Below are 18243 nucleotides of genomic sequence, written 5' to 3' on the forward strand. Positions count from 1 at the left end.
TCTGCAACGTTGCTACGGGTTGCGTTAATCCTGGCGAAAAGGGGATGAAAAGAGAAGTAATTCGCGAAGAGAAATGATTTCTCTTCGCATAAAAGCAGAAATTGTTAACTATTCAGGGTAGTGATGACCGCCTGACGCGCACCGCTTTGCACCAGGCGCTGCCACGCCTGCTGGATGTTTTCGACAAACGTTGCGTTGCCCGGCAGGTCAGTGCCAAAGATTTCACTGAGCGTGAGCAGAGCGACAACGCGCTCTTCATCACGGCTGTTGGCAACGAGCCGGGCGATCTTCTCAGATAACGGATCGCGAATATCAATTTTTTCACCCGCATCGTCGATACCGCTGACATAGCGCATCCAGCCCGCGACGCCTAATGCCAGCAGCGGCCACGCGGAGCCCTGTGCCAGGTGTACGCGAATGCCATCCAGAAGGCGCTGCGGCAGCTTCTGGCTGCCATCCATCGCGATTTGCCAGGTACGATGCTTCAGCGCCGGATTGCTAAATCGGGTAATCAGGCTGTCGGCATAAGCGCCTAAGTCCACATTGGTTATCTTAAGCGTAGGCGCTTGTTCCCTCATCATCAGGCGATGAGCGGCAAGGCGGAAATCCGCATCCTGCATACAGTCGCTGATATGCTGATAACCCGCAAGATAGCCAAGATACGCGAGGAACGAATGGCTACCGTTAAGCATTCTCAGCTTCATCTCTTCCCATGGCAAAACATCCTTCACCAGTTGCGCACCAGCAATTTCCCACGCCGGACGACCTGCGACGAAGTTATCTTCGATGACCCACTGAATAAACGGCTCGCAACTGATGGCGCAGGGATCTTCCACGCCGCCAAGTTCATCGGTGATTTCCGCAAGCGCTGCGTCTGTCGCCGCCGGAACGATACGATCGACCATGGTGGCGGGGAAGGTGACACTTTGCGCTATCCATTCCGCCAGCGCCGGATCGCGCTGCTTCGCCATCCCCAGTACCGCATTTTTCACTACGTGGCCGTTATCCGGAATGTTGTCGCAGGAGAGCACGGAGAAAGCAGGGAGCCCACGCTCGCGACGGCGGTAGAGCGCTTCAACCAGAATACCGGGGGCGGAATGGGGTTCCTGCGGATGTTCAAGATCGTGGGCGATGCGTGGATTACTCACATCAAGCTGCCCGGTCGCCGGGTCAATGCAGTACCCTTTTTCAGTGATGGTCAGGGAAACAATCGCCACCTGCGGCTCGCAAAATTTCTCGATAATTGCGGCCAGGGAATCGAGCCTGGCATTAAGACATTCATTAACCGCGCCAATCACAATGGGCTGATTGCCGTCGCCGCTTTTTTCCAGCACGGTAAAGAGATGATCCTGCTCCCGGAGCTGGCGCATAAGCTGGTCGCCGTTGAAAAGGCTTATCTCGCAAATCCCCCAGTCGCCGCCGCTGGCATTGAGCACACGGTCTGTTAACAGCGCCTGATGCGCGCGGTGGAAGGCGCCGAAACCAAAGTGCACGATCCTTGAGCGCAACTGTTTTCTATCATAATGAGGCAGTTGAACCTTTTCCGGGAGCGTACTATTGGCGATTGTTTTCATTGTTTACACGTCCGATTAACCAGTAATTAACAATGCTAGTGTAAAGTTATATGACAGCAAATTGAATTGGTGTGCCGAATTTATCCGGGTAATGTGAGCCAGATCAATCATTGCTGGGGCCGTATTTGACCACCTCGCATAAACATGTATGGTAGTCGTCATTAACGAACATTTTATTGGTATAACAAGTTGAGAGGTTGAGGCGATGGAACAAACATGGCGTTGGTATGGCCCTAATGATCCGGTTTCCCTTGATGATGTCCGCCAGGCTGGCGCGACCGGTGTCGTCACCGCACTGCACCACATCCCGAACGGTCTGGTATGGCCGGTTGAGGAGATTCAAAAGCGTAAAGCGCTGTTGGCGGAAAAAGGGCTGACCTGGTCTGTTGTCGAGAGCATCCCGGTACACGAAGATATTAAAACGCACTCCGGTGAGTATAAAACCTGGATCGCCAACTACCAGCAAAGCATCCGCAATCTGGCGGCCTGCGGTATTGATACTGTCTGCTACAACTTCATGCCGATCCTCGACTGGACGCGTACTGACCTCGAATACACGCTGGAAGATGGTTCCAAAGCGCTGCGTTTTGACCAGATTGCCTTTGCGGCCTTTGAGTTGCATATCCTGAAGCGTGCAGGCGCAGAAGCGGATTACACCGCAGAGGAACAACGTCAGGCGCAGGACTATTTTAACGCGATGAGCGAAGCGGACGTTGAAAAACTGACCCGCAACATTATCGCTGGCCTGCCGGGCGCGGAAGAGGGCTATACCCTTGACCAGTTCCGTGCGCGCCTGGCTGAATACGATCACATCAGTAAAGATCAGTTACGTGAAAACATGGCGGTCTTCCTGCGGGCGATTGTACCGGTTGCGGAAGAAGTCGGTGTTCGCCTGGCGGTACATCCGGACGATCCGCCGCGCCCAATCCTCGGCCTGCCGCGTATCGTTTCAACTATTGAAGATATGCAGTGGCTGAAAGAGACCGTCGACAGCATCAATAACGGCTTCACCATGTGTACCGGTTCTTACGGTGTGCGCGCCGATAACGATCTGGTGAAAATGATTGAGACCTTTGGCGATCGTATTCACTTCACGCATCTGCGTTCTACCTGCCGTGAAGACAACCCGAAAACGTTCCATGAAGCCGCGCATTTGCAGGGCGACGTGAATATGGTGGCGGTTGTGGATGCGATTCTCACCGAAGAACAGCGCCGTAAGAAAGCGGGCGATCTGCGTCCGATCCCGATGCGTCCGGATCATGGCCATCAGATGCTTGACGATCTGAAGAAGAAAACCAACCCGGGTTATTCCGCGATTGGTCGTCTGAAAGGGCTGGCGGAAGTGCGCGGCGTTGAAATGGCGCTGAAAGCGACGAAATTCCGCGATCTGCTGTAATAGATACTGAGTAATGAAAAAGGGCAGCTCTGTGAGCTGCCCTTTTTTGCTGCTGGTACTCCAGGTCATCGTCAGACGATCAGTCCGCGCGACCCATGTAGCGTTTTTCTTCGATATGAATACGAATTTTCTCGCCGGCGCTCAGATATTCCGGAACCTGGATCACCAGGCCGGTGGTCAGGGTAGCCGGTTTGTTGCGTGCACTGGCGGAAGCGCCTTTAATGCCCGGTGCGGTTTCCACTATTTCGAGATCAACAGTCTGCGGCAGTTCCAGCGCCAGCAATTGACCATCCCACAGCAGTACCTGCATATCCGGCATTCCGCCTTCTGGAATGAACTGCAGCTCGTCTTCAATCTGATCTTTGGTGAAGGTGTACGGTGTGTAGTCTTCTTTATCCATAAAGACGTATTCGTTACCGTCAATGTAGGAGAAATCAACAAAGCGGCGGTTCAGCGTCACTGTATCAAGGATATCGTCGCCTTTAAAACGCTCTTCAACCTTCAGGCCGGTGCGCACATCGGAGAAACGCATTTTATAAAGCGTCGCAGCGCCACGGGCGCTTGGTGACTGAATATCAATATCTTTCACAATCAGCAGTTTGCCGTTGTAATTCAGCACCATACCTTTCTTAATTTCATTCGCTCTTGGCATTGCAATTATCCTGTGTACAAGGGTGTCAAAAATATCGCGTAAAATTACTCGCGCCGGGCCTTTCAGGCAAGTGGAATTGAAGGGTTTTGCTATCTTCCGCTAAAAGGTGTTAGTGTGCGCGGTATTGCCCCCTGAAAATGAGTCTCCATTATGGAATGTCGCCCGGACTGTGGGGCTTGTTGTATTGCGCCATCTATCTCCAGCCCAATCCCCGGAATGCCAAACGGTAAGCCCGCGAATACCCGTTGCGTTCAGCTTGCGGATAACAACCTGTGCAAAATTTTTGGTCTGCCAGAGCGCCCGACGGTTTGTGGCCATCTGCAGCCCGTGCAGGAGATGTGTAAAACCCATCGTGATGAAGCGATGACTTATCTGCTCAAACTGGAACAGGAAACGATGCCCTGATAGAAAGGAACGGAAAATATCCGTTTCTTCCCTCTCGTATTGAGAATATTTCTCGACACCGCCAATAAATAATCCCGTCCGAAAAAATAAACTGAACTGTTGAATTAACACCTCAAAAGATATATGACAAAGTTATTATTAATTTCCTTTTTTTTAATGAAAAAGTATGATGTTAAGAACCTAACGGCCTATCATATTTATTATTAAAATAATAACGGCAGTGAATTATCTTAGTTTGATAATTAATATATTTAATACCTTTGCTGGTTATATATCTCTATTTTACGAAAGCCTTTTTCCTGGAGGGATAACTCACCTTTCATCTATTATCCTGGGATGAACAAAGACTCAGTAACAACAAAAGGGAAGGGTAAAAGCAATCAAGTAATTAACTTTACTTACTCCAGCTCGCACTTTTTCCAGATGTGTTTTAACACGCCCGGGAAAGCGCCAACTATTTTATATCAATAAAGAGGTAATGGTTATGGCCTCACAATACGACTTTACCGTTACGCTGCACGATCTTGAGTTTATTTTAAAGCAAATCAAGATCTCCGAAGCCGCGACAAACGCAGATGGCAGTGTCAACGGCGACCTCCTGCGCGAACTTGTCTCCAGCCCACTTCTACCTTATGGGATCCGCACCGTGGATGGATCCTGGAATAACCTGCTGCCGGGCCAGGAACTCTACGGCGCAGCCGATCAAACCATGCCGAGACTGACCGCGCTCAACTGGCAGGATGCCGATGCGATGACCAGCTATACGCAGCTAAACGGTGCGACGGTTATCGATGCTGACCCGCGTATTATCAGTAACCTGATTTCCGACCAAACGGCGTCAAACCCCGCTGCGGTTGAGGCGCATGAAGGGTTGTTGGGATCGCCCGGCGGCGGTACGGTATCGGAAAATGGTTCGCTCTCCATTCCTAACCTCTCGCCTGATATTGGTTTATCTCCGGCATTTAATGGCTGGATGACTTTTTTCGGTCAGTTTTTTGATCACGGCTTAGATTTAATTCCGAAAGCAGGGAATGGTATTGTTTTTATTCCTCTTCAGCCGGATGACCCATTATTTGTTGAGGGATCGCGAACAAACTTTATGGTGCTGACACGATCGCAAGTCGATGAAAACCATAATACCATCAATCTCACAACGCCTTTTATCGATCAAAACCAAACCTATACCTCCCATCCTTCTCATCAAATATTTATCCGGGAATATGTGATGGTAGACGGGAAGCCTGTGCCTACCGGGAATTTATTAGAGGGCGCAGATGGCGGGCTGGCAACCTGGGCGGATGTTAAACAGCAGGCTGAAATGCTGCTCGGTATTAAATTAACGGATCAGGACGTATTTAATGTTCCGCTGCTGGCAACGGATCGGTACGGGAATTTGATCCTCAGCGAAAATGGTAAGGTGCAAATTGTGACGACCAGCGGCCTGGTTGAGGCCAATGGCGGGCTGCTTCCCGAAGGTACGCTACGTACCGGGCATGCTTTCCTCGACGATATTGCCCACTCCGCCGTGCCCACTGCCGGGCTGACGGCTGATGCCGACAGTGCCATTGGCGGTACGCCCGTTGCCGGAACGTATGATGATGAACTGCTTGCCCGCCATTTCATTACCGGTGATGGACGTGGTAATGAAAACATCGGCTTAACTGCCGTGCATTCGGTGTTCCACAATGAGCACAATCGGCTGGTGGAGCAGTATAAAGAAACGCTGCTGGCGACGAACGATGTGGCGCTCATTAACCAGTGGCTGATGCCCGAGCATCAGATAACCGCGATTCCGGCAAACCTCAATTCGCTGCAGTGGAACGGTGAATATCTGTTCCAGGCCGCGCGTTTCTCAACCGAGATGCAGTATCAGCACCTGGTATTCGAAGAGTTTGCCCGTACTGTCCAGCCCGCGGTCGACCCCTTTGTTTTCTCGAACAGTGCCGATATTAACCCGGCTATTTTTGCCGAGTTTGCGCATGTTGTGTACCGCTTCGGCCACTCGATGCTGACGGAAACCGTCGATCGTACCAATATTGCCATGCAGGGGGATGATGTTGGCCTGATCACGGCCTTCCTGAACCCCGTCGCGTTTAATGAGTTTAACGGACAGACCATCTCGGATGCGCAGGCAATTGGCGCCATTGTGCGTGGGATGACGCGGCAGGTGGGAAATGAAATTGATGAATTTATTACCGATGCGCTGCGTAATAATCTCGTTGGCCTGCCGCTGGATTTAGGGGCGCTGAACATTGCGCGCGGTCGTGAAACCGGGATGCCGACCCTCAATCAGGCGCGTGAACAGTTCTTTGAACTGAGCGGCAATAGCCAGTTGCGCCCCTACACCAGTTGGGCGGATTTCGCCTCTTTCCTGAAAAACCCGGCCTCCATTATCAACTTTATGGCGGCGTATGGTCAGCATGAGTTGATCCTCAACGAGACGACCCTTGACGGGAAACGCGCGGCGGTGAATTTCCTGTTGTTCGGGGATGGCACATCGGCACCGCCCGCCGATGCGCTGGATTTTTTCAACAGTACCGGTAGCTGGGCGACGAAAGAGTCAGGCCTGAATAATGTTGATTTCTGGATTGGCGGTCTGGCCGAGCAGAAAAATGAGTTTGGCGGCATGCTGGGCTCCACCTTTAACTTCGTCTTTGAGACCCAAATGGAGATGTTGCAGGACGGCGATCGTTTCTATTACCTGAGCCGGACGCAGGGTCTGAACATGCTCAATGAGCTGGAAGCAAACTCGTTTTCAGCGCTGGTGATGCGCAACAGCGACCTCGGCAATAACGGGTCATCGCACCTGCCTGCAAACCTGTTCCAGACCCCTGATTACATTTTCGAGGTCAACCGTGCCCTGCAAACGGACGCAGACCCGACCTGGGGAAATCCGCTGAAAGATTTGCTGTCGCCGCTGCTGGTGCGTCGTGCTGCTACCGGCGATGTGGATGGTGACGGCGCGAGCGATGGCGCTTATCTGAAATACTCCGGCGGCGGACATGTGGTGCTCGGCGGTTCAGCCGGGAACGATACGCTAATCGGCGGGAAGGGGATTGATAGCCTGTGGGGCGATGGCGGAGACGATCGTCTGGATGGTGGCGACGAGGCTGATGTGGTGCATGGCGGTGACGGTAACGACATTATCACCGATACCAACACCCCTATCGGCGGGGCCGACTTCCTCCATGGCGATGAAGGACATGATGTCATCTTCTCGGGGAACGGTAACGACCTGGTGTTTGGCGGCGGCGGCAGCGATTTCCTGTCAGTGGGCGAAGATGCGCAGGAGGTGTTTGCCGGGCGCGACAATGACTTCGTTCTCGGTGGTTCCGGCGGTGATGCGCTGCTTGGCAATGAAGGTAGTGACTGGCTGGAGGGCGGAGATGGCTTTGATAGCCTGACCGGGGATAACTCTGAGTTGTTCTTTAACAGCACCATCATTGGGCACGACATCCTCAACGGCCAGGGGAACGACACCGATTACGACGGCGAAGCCGGTGACGACATTATGGTTCAGGGGGCCGGTATTCAGCGCAACAACGGAATGGCCGGTTTCGACTGGGCAATCCATAAAGGCGACCCGAACGCGGCGAACTCGGATCTCGGTATCCCTATCTTTGTTAACCAACAGGAGTTTATCCTGCGCGACCGTTTTGACCTGGTCGAGGGGCTCTCAGGCTGGAAATTCAACGATGTGCTGGATGGAACCGAGCGTCCTATTGGAACCGCGCCGGTTCAGGGGGTACCGCTCTCTAACAACCTGACGCAGGAAGGGGTCGACCGTATTAGCGGCCTGCAATCCATCATCGGCGGGCAGCGGCTTACTGACCCTAACGCGGTGGTGTTTAACCCGGATAACGGCGGCGACATTCTGCTCGGCGGCGGTGGCAGCGACCGTATTACCGGTAAGGCCGGAGATGACATCATTGACGGCGATGCCTGGCTGAACGTGCGTCTGGCGGTGAGTGGTCTGGCGGGCGTCACCAGCGCCGACAGCATGAACGAGCTGAAATCTTACATGATGGCAGGCACGCTCAAACCCAACCAGATTGCGATGGTGCGCGAAATATTGCGCGAGGGGGCGGGAACGGCAACTGACGTTGCGGTCTACCGCGATATCAGCAGCAATTATCTCTTTACCCGCATGGCGGACGGTAGCCTGAGGGTCGATCATGCCACGCCTGCTGCCGGGCTGGTCAATAACGATGGGGTCGACCGACTGCTGAATATCGAAAAAGTGGAGTTCGGCAATGGCGAGCAACTGTGGGTAACGGCGCAAAACGCGACGGGTGATCTCACCATCAGCGATACCACACCTTCTCAGGGCGATCTCCTGATCGCCAGTCTGAGTAATTTGCAGGATGGTAACGGCATTGCGGCGGCGACGGTTGTCACGATGACCTGGCAGGCATTGATTGGCAGTCAGTGGCAAGATCAGGCGACCGGGCCGCAGTTTCGCGTGCCGGGAACGCTGCAGGGCGCGCCGCTGCGCGTGGTTGCCAGTTTTACCGACCGAATGGGGGATAGCGAGCGGCTCGTCTCCGCGCAAACGTCGGCCGTCACGCCGCGAAATCTGCCGACGACAGGGCTTCCTGTCATCAACGATCTGACGCCAACGGAAAGCCTGACGTTGACTGCCATTGTCTCCGGGATTGCTGACGGCGATGGACTTAGCGGCGGCAACTTCAGCTACCAGTGGCGGATGAGCCTTGGAAATGGCTTTGTGAATATCAACGGCGCGACTGCGGCGACCTATACCCCGACTCAGGCGGTCGTCGGTCGGGCGCTACAGGTGGTTGTCACCGTCCGGGACGATGAAGGTAATCCGCCGGTGGTACTGACTTCAGCGGCGACGCAGGTGGTGGGCGATCTCAACGTGGGCAACAACCTTGCCAATATTTTGATCGGCACCGCAGGGAGCGATCTTCTGCGTGGGGAAGGTGGCAACGATCTGCTGCAGGGGCTGGCTGGCGATGACACCCTGATTGGCGGCACGGGCAACGACACGCTGGATGGCGGTGCTGGCCGGGATACGTTACAGGGGGATGCGGGGGATGATGTTCTGAATGGCGGACAGGATGCCGATACGATGGCGGGCGGGCTCGGGGACGACACGTACATTGTCGATAACGCGGGAGATATCGTCACTGAAGGAAATGGCGCGGGCAACGACGATGTTCAGACCACGCTTGCCAGCTATGTGCTGGCTGATAACGTCGAGGAGCTGGTTTTCACTGGCAACGGTAACTTTACCGGCACCGGGAACGCGCTCGCCAACACCATCACCAGCGGTAACGGCAACGATTCACTGTCAGGCCTGGGCGGAAACGATCTGCTGCGTGGGGGGAACGGCAACGATCGCCTTGATGGTGGCGATGGTAACGACACCCTTCAGGGCGATGGCGGGATCGACACGCTGCTTGGTGGGGCGGGCAACGATGTTCTCACGGGCGGTGCGGGGAACGATATTCTCAACGGCGGCACCGGGAACGACACCCTCAACGGGAATGCCGGCAATGACACCTTTGCCTTCTCTGCAAGTTTCGGACGCGATGTGATCTCCGACTTCGACAGCAATGCGGCTGGCGGGCAGGACTTCATCGATCTGAGGCTGCTGGGCGTGACCACCGCCAACTTCGCAGCTCAGGTACGCATTACCACCGTTGCGGGTGATGCGACTATTACCGTGGGGAACGACGTCATCACGCTGGATGGTGTGAATGCCAACACCATGACGGTGGGGGATTTCATTCTCTAGAAATGCTTCACCGTAACGGCAATATCCTGTTGATTTTATAAGGAGCAGACTATGTCGGGCCAGCATACGCAAACAGAACTAAACAGGGTGCTAAAAGGAATGCAGCCAACCTTTATTTTGCTGCTGTTTTTTAGTTGTGTGATCAATATGCTTATGCTGGCTCCGGCAATTTATATGTTGCAGGTTTACGACCGGGTGCTGGTCAGTAAAAACACCACCACGCTGTTAATGCTGACGTTACTGATATTTGGTCTTTATATTGTGATTGGCCTCATCGAATCGGCGCGCGCAAGCGTAATGGTGCGTCTTGGCAATCGACTGGATGTGAAATTAAATCATCTGGTTTTTCATGCCGCTTTTAAGCGCAAAGTCGCCACGGGGGATAATAACCCGGCGCAGGCGCTGGCGGAGCTCGATCAGGTGCGCCAGTTCTTATCGGGTAACAGCCTTTTCGCACTATTAGATATCCCCTGGACGCCATTCTATTTATTGATTGCCTTTCTGGTGCACCCTTTGCTGGGATATCTCTCCGCCGGAGGGATCCTTATCCTGTTTGCCCTGACGCTATTCTCTGAAATTTCGACTAAGCGGGTCATTCAGCAGTCGCATGCGTTAACGGTCAATAACGCCAGCAAACTGAACAAACAGTTGCAGAATGCCGATGCGATTGAGGCAATGGGCATGCTCTCCACCCTGAAAAATCACTGGCTGGAGCAACATAACAAAGTGCTGGTACTGCAAACGCGGCTGGCGGATAAAACCGCGCGGCTAAGCGGGCTTAGCCGCTTTGTGCGCATTCTTTTGCAATCGGTAGCGCTGGGGGCGGGGGCGTTGCTGGTTATCAAAGGTGAAATTACCCCAGGGCTGATGATTGCCGCCTCCATTATTCTTGGCCGGGTGCTGAACCCGGTTGAACAGGTTATCGGGAGTTGGAAACAGTTTGTCCAGTTTCGCGGCGCGTGGCAGCAACTATCGACGCTACTGAAGAGCTACCCCACGCCGAAAGCGGTGCTCACTCTGCCGCGCCCGACGGGAAAAATCAGCGTTGAAAATGTGTTTGCCGCACCTCCTGGATTGAACACCCCCACACTGCGTAATATCACCTTCCAGCTTGAAGCGGGGGAGGTGTTGGGGATTATCGGGCCATCCGCCTCGGGAAAAACGTCGCTGGCGAAGCTGCTGGTGGGCGTGTGGAGTACGCTTTCCGGGAAAGTCCGTCTCGATGGCGCAGATATTTGCCAGTGGGATAAAACGTTACTCGGCCCGGCTATCGGCTATTTGCCGCAGGATGTCGAGCTGTTTGACGGCACGATTGCGCAGAATATCTCCCGCTTTGCCCAGATGGAGAGTGAAAAGATTGTCGCCGCGGCGCAACTGGCGGGGGTACACGAGATGATCCTGCGCTTTCCACAGGGATACGATACTCCGCTCGGGATGGGGGGATATCAACTGTCCGGCGGGCAACGCCAGCGCATCGGACTGGCGCGGGCGGTCTATAACAACCCGGCGTTTATCGTGCTGGATGAGCCTAACGCGAATCTGGATGATGCCGGGGAATTTGCGCTGATTAAAGCCATCAATACGCTACATAACCAGGGGCAGACGACGGTGATTATTTCCCATCGGCCGACGCTACTGGGTGTGGTGAATAAAGTGCTCCTCCTCCATGAAGGGGCCATGCAGCAGTTTGGCCCCAGAGATCAGGTATTTGCCAGCCTGCGTCAGGCAAACGTTTTAAAACCCGTAGCGGATGCGAATAGCGAACAACGCGAGGCCTGAAAATGAAAAAGCAGAATGCGGTAAATGATGACGATATTGTCGATACCAATATCTGGCCGCCGTTACTGCGCGGCATCATGGTGATTCTTTTCGGCGTTGGCGGCTTTTTATTGTGGTCGGTAAAAGCACCGCTCGATGCGGGCGTTGTCGCCGATGGCACGGTGACGCTCTCCAGCAATCGTAAGACTATTCAACACTTAAGCGGTGGTCGGGTGACGGCGATTGAGGTGAAAGAGGGGGACATTGTCAAAAAAGATCAGGTACTGGTGCGGCTGGATAAAACCCCGCTGGAGATGCGCTATAGCGCGCTGGGGGCGCAGTATCTGTCTGCAAAAAGTATTGAAGAGCGCCTGCTGGCGGAACGGGAAGGGCTGGAGGCCATCGTACCTGATGCGGGGCTGACCGGGCAGTTCGCCGGGAGTAAACGCTTAATTGAGGCCCGGCAACTTCAGGCGCGACTATTTGAGACCCGACGTAAGACGGTGCAGGATGAGCTGGCGATGCTGCAGGAAAATCTCGATGGGCTGGTTGGGCAGATGAACAATCTGAATAAAGTAAAAGGCTTTCGCGATCACCAGTTTAGTCTGATTAGCCGGGAGTTAGGCGCTATCCGTTCGTTGAGCGACAAAAACTATTATCCCAAAGCCCAGATGCTGGTACTGGAACGAGAGGCCGCGGAGATCTCAGGGAGTATTTCTGAGGATATTTTAAATATCGCCAAACTGAAGTCGCAGCAAAACGAGATCAGAATCAAGCTGTATCAGGTCAGGCATGAGTACCTGCAGGATGTGGAATCTGAATTAACGTCGAAACAGAAAGAACTGGCGATGCTGGAAGATGAACGCGTTTCCACTCGCCATGAACTGGATAATACGGAAATTCGCTCGCCGATTAACGGCACGGTGCTGGATGTCAAAGTGAATACCATCGGCGGGGTGATTCAGCCAGGGGAACATCTGATGGATATTGTCGCCGCCGGGCAGCCTTTGCAAATTGACGCCCGCATTCCGGTACATGCTATCGATAAAATGGCGCCCGGATTAATGGTGGATGTGCTCTTCCCGGCGCTTAACCATGCGTTATTGCCCTCGGTGCCGGCGCGGGTGCTCACCGTATCGGCTGACCGCTTAATTGATGAAGTGACCCAGCAGCCTTATTACCTGGCGGAAGTTCAGGTATCACACGAAGGGGTGAAACTACTGGGCGACTACAAAATCAAGGCCGGTATGCCCGCCAGCGTTACTATCAAAACGGGCGAACGTACCTTCCTGAGCTATCTCTTTAAGCCCTTGCTGGCGCGACTCGAACTGGCGTTCAAAGAGTATTAAACGTCTTTTACCCGCATCAGACAGATGCTGGTGATGACGCACATCACCAGCGCAATCCAGAACACCGCATGATAGTTCCAGATTTCCGCGACAACCCCGGCCATCGAGCCTGCGATGATCCAGCCAACGCGCGTGGTATTGGTATAGAGCGTGGTCGCAGAACCCGCCTGGCCTGGCATCAGATCCTGGAAATAGAGCATGCCAATGCCCGCGAGGATGCCGATATAGATGGCATTCAGCAACTGTAAGCCCAGTAGCAGTGCTGGCGTATGTACCGTCAGCATACCCACGTAGAACAGCAGCCCGCTGACTGCCGCGATGCGCATTAAGAAGCGTTTCCCGAAGCGCTTAGCGTAGTATCCGGCAATCAGCATGGTGGGGATTTCCAGCCCTGCCGCTGTGCCCATCATCACCCCGGCCAGTTTTTCCGGCAGATGCAGTTCATCAATAATAAACAGCGGCATATTAATGATATACAGGCTGTTGGTGCCCCACATCAGCGTACAGATGGTGAATAACAACAGCGCATCGCGACGGTTGGTTCTCGGGGCTTCGATATGCCCGCCCGTGGCGCCTTTACCTTTATGCATGCTCGGCAGTAAAAACCACACGATGATCCCGCAGACGATAAAAGCCATCGCTGCGCTGAGATACATCACCGTAAAGCCAAAGCCCATTGCCAGCGCATAGGCCAGCGGCGGCCCGATAACCCAGGCCAGAGAGACCTGGGCACGTAAGATTGAGCTGAACATCACCGCTTCGCGACCCGTTTTATCAGCATGTTCACGCGCAAGGGCAAACATTTGCGGGTTAGCGGTCGAGCCAAAGCTGCTCAGGAAGACGCCGACAAACAGCAGAATAAAGTAGTTGCGGTTCCACGCAAACAGAACGCAGGCGAGCACACCCAGCAGGCAGCAAACGACAATCAGGCTTTTACGATCGCCTTTTCGGTCGGAGCGACCCGCGAGAAACTGGCTTACCAGGATGCCGATGACTGCGCTACCGGTAAAGAAGAAACCTACCATCGCCGGGCGGGCGTGGACTTCATTGGTCAGAAACAGACTCAGGGTCGGCGTTTGCAGCGCGCCGGCAATGCCGGTCAAAAACGCAACAATCAAAAACGACGACGAGGTGAGATCAAACGAACGTCGGGGAGCGGCGGCGGAACTGTTTTGCATATCTCTTTATCGCTGGGGTGACAGGAGGCGGGAGTTTACGTCGTGACTCAGAAAATGAACAGTCATCTATATCAAATACCGCACAGAAAAATTAAAAAGGTTTTTCAAAATAATTCTCACTTAAGCTGAAGGTGTGCTGACGTACTGGCATGGTTCGGTTTTTGGCATCAGCAGTTGTGGTAATAATGCTAATAAAATGTGCTGTAGATCTAAATTTACGCATCAGAAAATCAACTTCCCTTGCAGGTTGGTTAAGAAAGGGACAGACTCCATTGAAACGTTTCAGCGTCATCTGACCATTTTTGCAGGAGCAGGATGGCGCATTTTTTCTCATGTTAGCTGAAACGATTCAATTCAGCAGGAGAGGAGAACTATGTTCCAGTTATCTGTTCAGGATATCCATCCCGGCCAGCAGGCCGCGGATAAAGAAGACGCCATTCGTCAGGTGGCATCAGCGCTGGTGAGCGCGGGCAACGTCGCGGAAGGTTACGTCGCCGGGATGCTGGCGCGCGAGCAACAAACATCCACCTTTTTAGGCAATGGTATCGCCATTCCACATGGCACGACCGACACGCGTGACCAGGTGCTGAAAACCGGCGTTCAGGTCTATCAATTTCCACAGGGCGTCACCTGGGGAGAAGGGCAGACGGCTTATGTCGCTATCGGCATTGCCGCCAGCTCTGACGAACACCTCGGCCTGCTGCGTCAACTGACGCACGTGCTGAGCGATGACTCGGTTGCTGAACAACTGAAAAGCGCCGCCAGCGCGGAAGAACTGCGCGCCCTGCTGATGGGTGAAAAGCAGAGCGAATCGCTGAAGCTTGATAACGACACGCTATCGCTGGATGTTGCGGCTAACGATCTGGTGACGTTGCAGGCTTTAAACGCTGCGCGTCTGAAGGAAGCCGGAGCGGTTGATACAACGTTTGTCGCGCATGCCATCAATGAACAACCGCTGAATCTGGGCCAGGGCATTTGGCTGAGCGACGGCGTGAACGGCAACCTGCGCAGCGCCGTGGCTGTTAGCCGCGCCACTAAACCATTTACCGTTGGCGAAGCCTCGGCAGCGGTACTGATTACCGTCGCCATGGCCGACGACCAACCCACGGCGGTGCTTAGTCGACTGAGCAACCTGCTGCTGGAAAATAAAGCTGAACGTCTGCTGAAAGCGGATGCCGCCACCGTGCTGGCGCTGCTGACCAGCGATGATGCCGCAGCGGAAGACGTATTAAGCGAAGAATTTGTGGTGCGCAACGAGCATGGGCTGCATGCGCGTCCGGGCACCATGTTAGTCAATACAATCAAACAGTTCAGCAGTGATATCACCGTCACCAACCTTGATGGCAGCGGTAAACCGGCGAACGGTCGCAGTCTGATGAAAGTGGTTGCACTGGGTGTGAAGAAAGGCCATCGCCTGCGCTTCACCGCTCAGGGCGACGATGCCCGTCAGGCACTGGACGCAATAGGAGAGGCGATTGCCTCTGGCCTCGGGGAGGGCGCATAAATGAGCAGACGCGTTGCAACTATCACACTGAATCCTGCCTATGATCTGGTGGGGTTCACGCCGGAGATCGAACGTGGCGAAGTTAACCTGGTTCGCACTACCGGCCTGCATGCCGCAGGAAAAGGGATTAACGTCGCGAAAGTGCTGAAGGATCTGGGCATTGACGTCACCGTCGGCGGTTTCCTCGGCAAAGATAATCAGGATGGTTTTCAGCAACTGTTCAGCGAACTGGGCATTGCTAACCGTTTTCAGGTGGTGCAGGGGCGTACCCGCATCAACGTTAAGCTGACTGAAAAAGACGGGGAAGTCACCGACTTTAACTTCTCCGGTTTTGACGTCACAGCCGCCGACTGGGAACGTTTTGTTAACGACTCCCTGAGCTGGCTGGGCCAGTTTGACATGGTTTGCGTCAGCGGCAGTTTACCCGCAGGCGTTAGCCCCGAAGCCTTTACCGACTGGATGACGCGCCTGCGCAGTCAATGCCCGTGCATCATTTTCGACAGTAGCCGTGAAGCGCTGGTGGCGGGCCTGAAGGCCGCGCCGTGGCTGGTGAAACCAAACCGTCGCGAGCTGGAGATCTGGGCTGGTCGTAAACTGCCGGAAATGAAAGATGTGATTGAGGCCGCCCACGCACTGCGTGAGCAGGGCATCGCTCATGTGGTTATCTCGCTCGGCGCGGAAGGCGCGCTGTGGGTGAATGCTTCTGGTGAATGGATTGCGAAACCGCCGTCAGTGGACGTGGTCAGCACCGTGGGGGCGGGGGATTCTATGGTCGGCGGCCTGATTTACGGCCTGCTGATGCGTGAATCCAGCGAACATACACTGCGTCTGGCGACAGCGGTGGCGGCACTGGCAGTTAGCCAGAGCAACGTCGGCATCACCGACCGCACCCAACTGGCGGCCATGATGGCGCGCGTCGATTTACAACCTTTCAATTAACAGCAGGAGAGACATCATGAGAACGTTGCTGATTATTGATGCCGGACTCGGACAGGCTCGCGCCTATATGGCGAAAACCCTGCTGGGCGCGGCAGCGCAAAAAGCAAAGCTTGAACTGATTGATAACCCTAACGATGCGGAACTGGTGATTGTGCTGGGTTCATCCCTTCCGGCAGATAACGCGCTGGCAGGGAAAAAGGTTTATCTCGGCGATATCAACCGTGCGGTATCCCACCCGGAACTGTTCCTTAGTGAAGCGAAAGGCCATGCGGTGCCTTACGAAGCGCCAGCCATTGCGGCACCGACGACCTCTGGCGCGGTAAAACGCATCGTGGCGGTCACAGCGTGCCCGACCGGCGTCGCACACACCTTTATGGCTGCGGAAGCAATTGAAACTGAAGCCAAAAAACGCGGTATGTGGGTGAAGGTTGAAACCCGCGGCTCAGTAGGCGCAGGCAATGCCATTACGCCGGAAGAAGTTGAGCAAGCCGATTTGGTTATCGTGGCGGCAGATATCGAAGTGGATCTGGCGAAGTTCGCCGGTAAACCGATGTACCGCACCTCTACCGGCCTGGCGTTGAAAAAAACGGCGCAGGAGTTCGATAAAGCACAGGCGGAAGCTAAACCTTATCAACCCGCGGGGCAGACTCAGGCTGCGAACGGTGCGAAGAAAGAGGGCGGTGGTGCATATCGTCACCTGCTGACCGGCGTGTCTTATATGCTGCCGATGGTGGTTGCGGGCGGTCTGTGTATCGCACTCTCTTTTGCCTTTGGTATCAAAGCATTCGAAGTGCCAGACACGCTGGCAGCCGCGCTGATGCAAATTGGTGGGGGGTCAGCTTTTGCCCTGATGGTGCCGGTACTGGCGGGCTTTATTGCCTTCTCCATTGCTGACCGTCCTGGCCTGACGCCAGGTTTGATTGGCGGTATGCTGGCGGTGAGCACCGGCTCCGGCTTCATAGGCGGTATTATCGCGGGCTTCCTCGCCGGTTATGTGGCGAAAGCCATCAGCACGAAGCTGAAACTGCCGCCGAGCATGGAAGCGCTGAAACCTATCCTGATCATTCCTCTGATTTCCAGCCTGATTGTTGGCCTGGCGATGATTTACCTGATTGGTAAACCGGTAGCCGGTATTCTGGCGGGTCTGACTCACTGGTTGCAAACCATGGGGACGGCGAATGCTGTTCTGCTGGGCGCAATCCTCGGCGGTATGATGTGTACCGACATGGGTGGGCCGGTGAATAAAGCGGCTTATGCATTCGGTGTGGGTCTGCTCAGTACGCAAACCTATGCGCCGATGGCGGCCATTATGGCGGCAGGCATGGTGCCACCGTTAGCGATGGGCGTTGCGACGCTGGTTGCGCGTAATAAGTTCGACAAAGGTCAACGTGAAGGGGGTAAAGCAGCGCTGGTTCTGGGGTTGTGCTTCATCTCTGAAGGGGCGATTCCTTTCGCGGCACGTGACCCGATGCGCGTTCTGCCATGCTGTATCGTCGGCGGCGCAATCACCGGTGCTATCTCCATGGCGGTGGGCGCGAAGCTGATGGCGCCGCACGGTGGTCTGTTTGTCCTGCTGATCCCTGGAGCGATTACTCCGGTACTGGGTTATCTGCTGGCGATTGTTGCCGGTACGCTGGTGGCCGGGCTCTCCTACGCGGTGCTGAAACGCGCTGATGTGGAAGCGGTGGCGAAAGCGGCGTAAGGTTTTATCTTCTTGTTAAAAAGGG

11 protein-coding genes are annotated in these 18243 nt (G+C 54.4%); 8 read left to right on the forward strand and 3 right to left on the reverse strand.

Annotated elements, in window-relative coordinates:
- Positions 1–104: 104 nt before the first annotated feature.
- Positions 105–1574: a mannitol dehydrogenase family protein gene (locus tag VSR74_RS14660; protein ID WP_347795391.1), complete on the reverse strand. Its 1470-nt coding sequence runs from the start codon at positions 1572–1574 to the stop codon at positions 105–107.
- Between the two features lie 205 nt (positions 1575–1779).
- Here VSR74_RS14660 and uxuA point away from each other — a divergent pair, with 205 nt between their 5' ends.
- Positions 1780–2970, forward strand: coding sequence for a mannonate dehydratase (uxuA, locus tag VSR74_RS14665; protein ID WP_347795392.1), 1191 nt, complete (start codon positions 1780–1782; stop codon positions 2968–2970).
- 79 nt (positions 2971–3049) lie between these two features.
- Here uxuA and yeiP read toward each other — a convergent pair whose 3' ends face one another.
- Positions 3050–3622 (reverse strand): elongation factor P-like protein YeiP, encoded by a 573-nt coding sequence (gene yeiP, locus VSR74_RS14670; protein WP_347795393.1) that lies wholly within the window; start codon positions 3620–3622, stop codon positions 3050–3052.
- Positions 3623–3772: 150 nt separating this feature from the next.
- Here yeiP and VSR74_RS14675 point away from each other — a divergent pair, with 150 nt between their 5' ends.
- The 4 genes from VSR74_RS14675 to VSR74_RS14690 all read left to right on the forward strand — a co-directional run bounded on the left by VSR74_RS14675 (position 3773) and on the right by VSR74_RS14690 (position 12895).
- Entirely contained in the window at positions 3773–4027 is a 255-nt protein-coding gene (locus tag VSR74_RS14675) for a YkgJ family cysteine cluster protein (RefSeq protein WP_347795394.1), read from the forward strand.
- 484 nt (positions 4028–4511) lie between these two features.
- Entirely contained in the window at positions 4512–9788 is a 5277-nt protein-coding gene (locus VSR74_RS14680) for a peroxidase family protein (RefSeq protein WP_347795395.1), read from the forward strand.
- A gap of 51 nt (positions 9789–9839) precedes the next feature.
- On the forward strand, positions 9840–11567 hold the full coding sequence (locus VSR74_RS14685) for a type I secretion system permease/ATPase (RefSeq protein WP_347795396.1): 1728 nt from the start codon (positions 9840–9842) through the stop codon (positions 11565–11567).
- A 2-nt stretch (positions 11568–11569) separates the two neighbouring features.
- Positions 11570–12895: an HlyD family type I secretion periplasmic adaptor subunit gene (locus VSR74_RS14690; protein WP_347795397.1), complete on the forward strand. Its 1326-nt coding sequence runs from the start codon at positions 11570–11572 to the stop codon at positions 12893–12895.
- Here the strand turns inward: VSR74_RS14690 and setB are convergent.
- Positions 12892–14073 carry a sugar efflux transporter SetB gene (gene setB / locus VSR74_RS14695; RefSeq protein WP_347795398.1) on the reverse strand — a complete coding sequence of 394 codons (1182 nt, stop codon included), beginning with the start codon at positions 14071–14073 and terminating at the stop codon, positions 12892–12894. The two genes, VSR74_RS14690 and setB, sit on opposite strands and share 4 nt — an antisense overlap.
- Before the next feature lie 373 nt (positions 14074–14446).
- On the opposite strand from setB, the gene fruB reads away from it, so the two are divergent.
- Genes fruB through fruA form a run of 3 tightly spaced genes read left to right on the forward strand, consistent with a single transcriptional unit; the run spans position 14447 to position 18218 of the window.
- Positions 14447–15577, forward strand: coding sequence for a fused PTS fructose transporter subunit IIA/HPr protein (gene fruB, locus VSR74_RS14700; protein WP_347795399.1), 1131 nt, complete (start codon positions 14447–14449; stop codon positions 15575–15577).
- The gene (fruK, locus tag VSR74_RS14705) at positions 15578–16516 is read left to right on the forward strand and encodes a 1-phosphofructokinase (protein WP_347795400.1); all 939 of its coding nucleotides are present in this window, start codon (positions 15578–15580) and stop codon (positions 16514–16516) included.
- 16 nt (positions 16517–16532) lie between these two features.
- Positions 16533–18218, forward strand: a complete 1686-nt coding sequence (fruA, locus tag VSR74_RS14710; RefSeq protein ID WP_347795401.1) for a PTS fructose transporter subunit IIBC — start codon at positions 16533–16535, stop codon at positions 18216–18218.
- The last annotated feature ends 25 nt before the right edge of the window (positions 18219–18243 follow it).

The organism is Pseudocitrobacter cyperus, assembly GCF_039889165.1.
GTDB lineage: Bacteria > Pseudomonadota > Gammaproteobacteria > Enterobacterales > Enterobacteriaceae > Pseudocitrobacter > Pseudocitrobacter cyperus.

Excerpts from the sequence above, each read along its gene's own strand:
- VSR74_RS14660 (WP_347795391.1), bottom strand. The coding sequence starts at position 1,574 with ATGAAAACAATCGCCAATAGTACGCTCCCGGAAAAGGTTCAACTGCCT.
- uxuA (WP_347795392.1), top strand. The coding sequence starts at position 1,780 with ATGGAACAAACATGGCGTTGGTATGGCCCTAATGATCCGGTTTCCCTT.
- yeiP (WP_347795393.1), bottom strand. The coding sequence starts at position 3,622 with ATGCCAAGAGCGAATGAAATTAAGAAAGGTATGGTGCTGAATTACAAC.
- VSR74_RS14675 (WP_347795394.1), top strand. The coding sequence starts at position 3,773 with ATGGAATGTCGCCCGGACTGTGGGGCTTGTTGTATTGCGCCATCTATC.
- VSR74_RS14680 (WP_347795395.1), top strand. The coding sequence starts at position 4,512 with ATGGCCTCACAATACGACTTTACCGTTACGCTGCACGATCTTGAGTTT.
- VSR74_RS14685 (WP_347795396.1), top strand. The coding sequence starts at position 9,840 with ATGTCGGGCCAGCATACGCAAACAGAACTAAACAGGGTGCTAAAAGGA.
- VSR74_RS14690 (WP_347795397.1), top strand. The coding sequence starts at position 11,570 with ATGAAAAAGCAGAATGCGGTAAATGATGACGATATTGTCGATACCAAT.
- setB (WP_347795398.1), bottom strand. The coding sequence starts at position 14,073 with ATGCAAAACAGTTCCGCCGCCGCTCCCCGACGTTCGTTTGATCTCACC.
- fruB (WP_347795399.1), top strand. The coding sequence starts at position 14,447 with ATGTTCCAGTTATCTGTTCAGGATATCCATCCCGGCCAGCAGGCCGCG.
- fruK (WP_347795400.1), top strand. The coding sequence starts at position 15,578 with ATGAGCAGACGCGTTGCAACTATCACACTGAATCCTGCCTATGATCTG.
- fruA (WP_347795401.1), top strand. The coding sequence starts at position 16,533 with ATGAGAACGTTGCTGATTATTGATGCCGGACTCGGACAGGCTCGCGCC.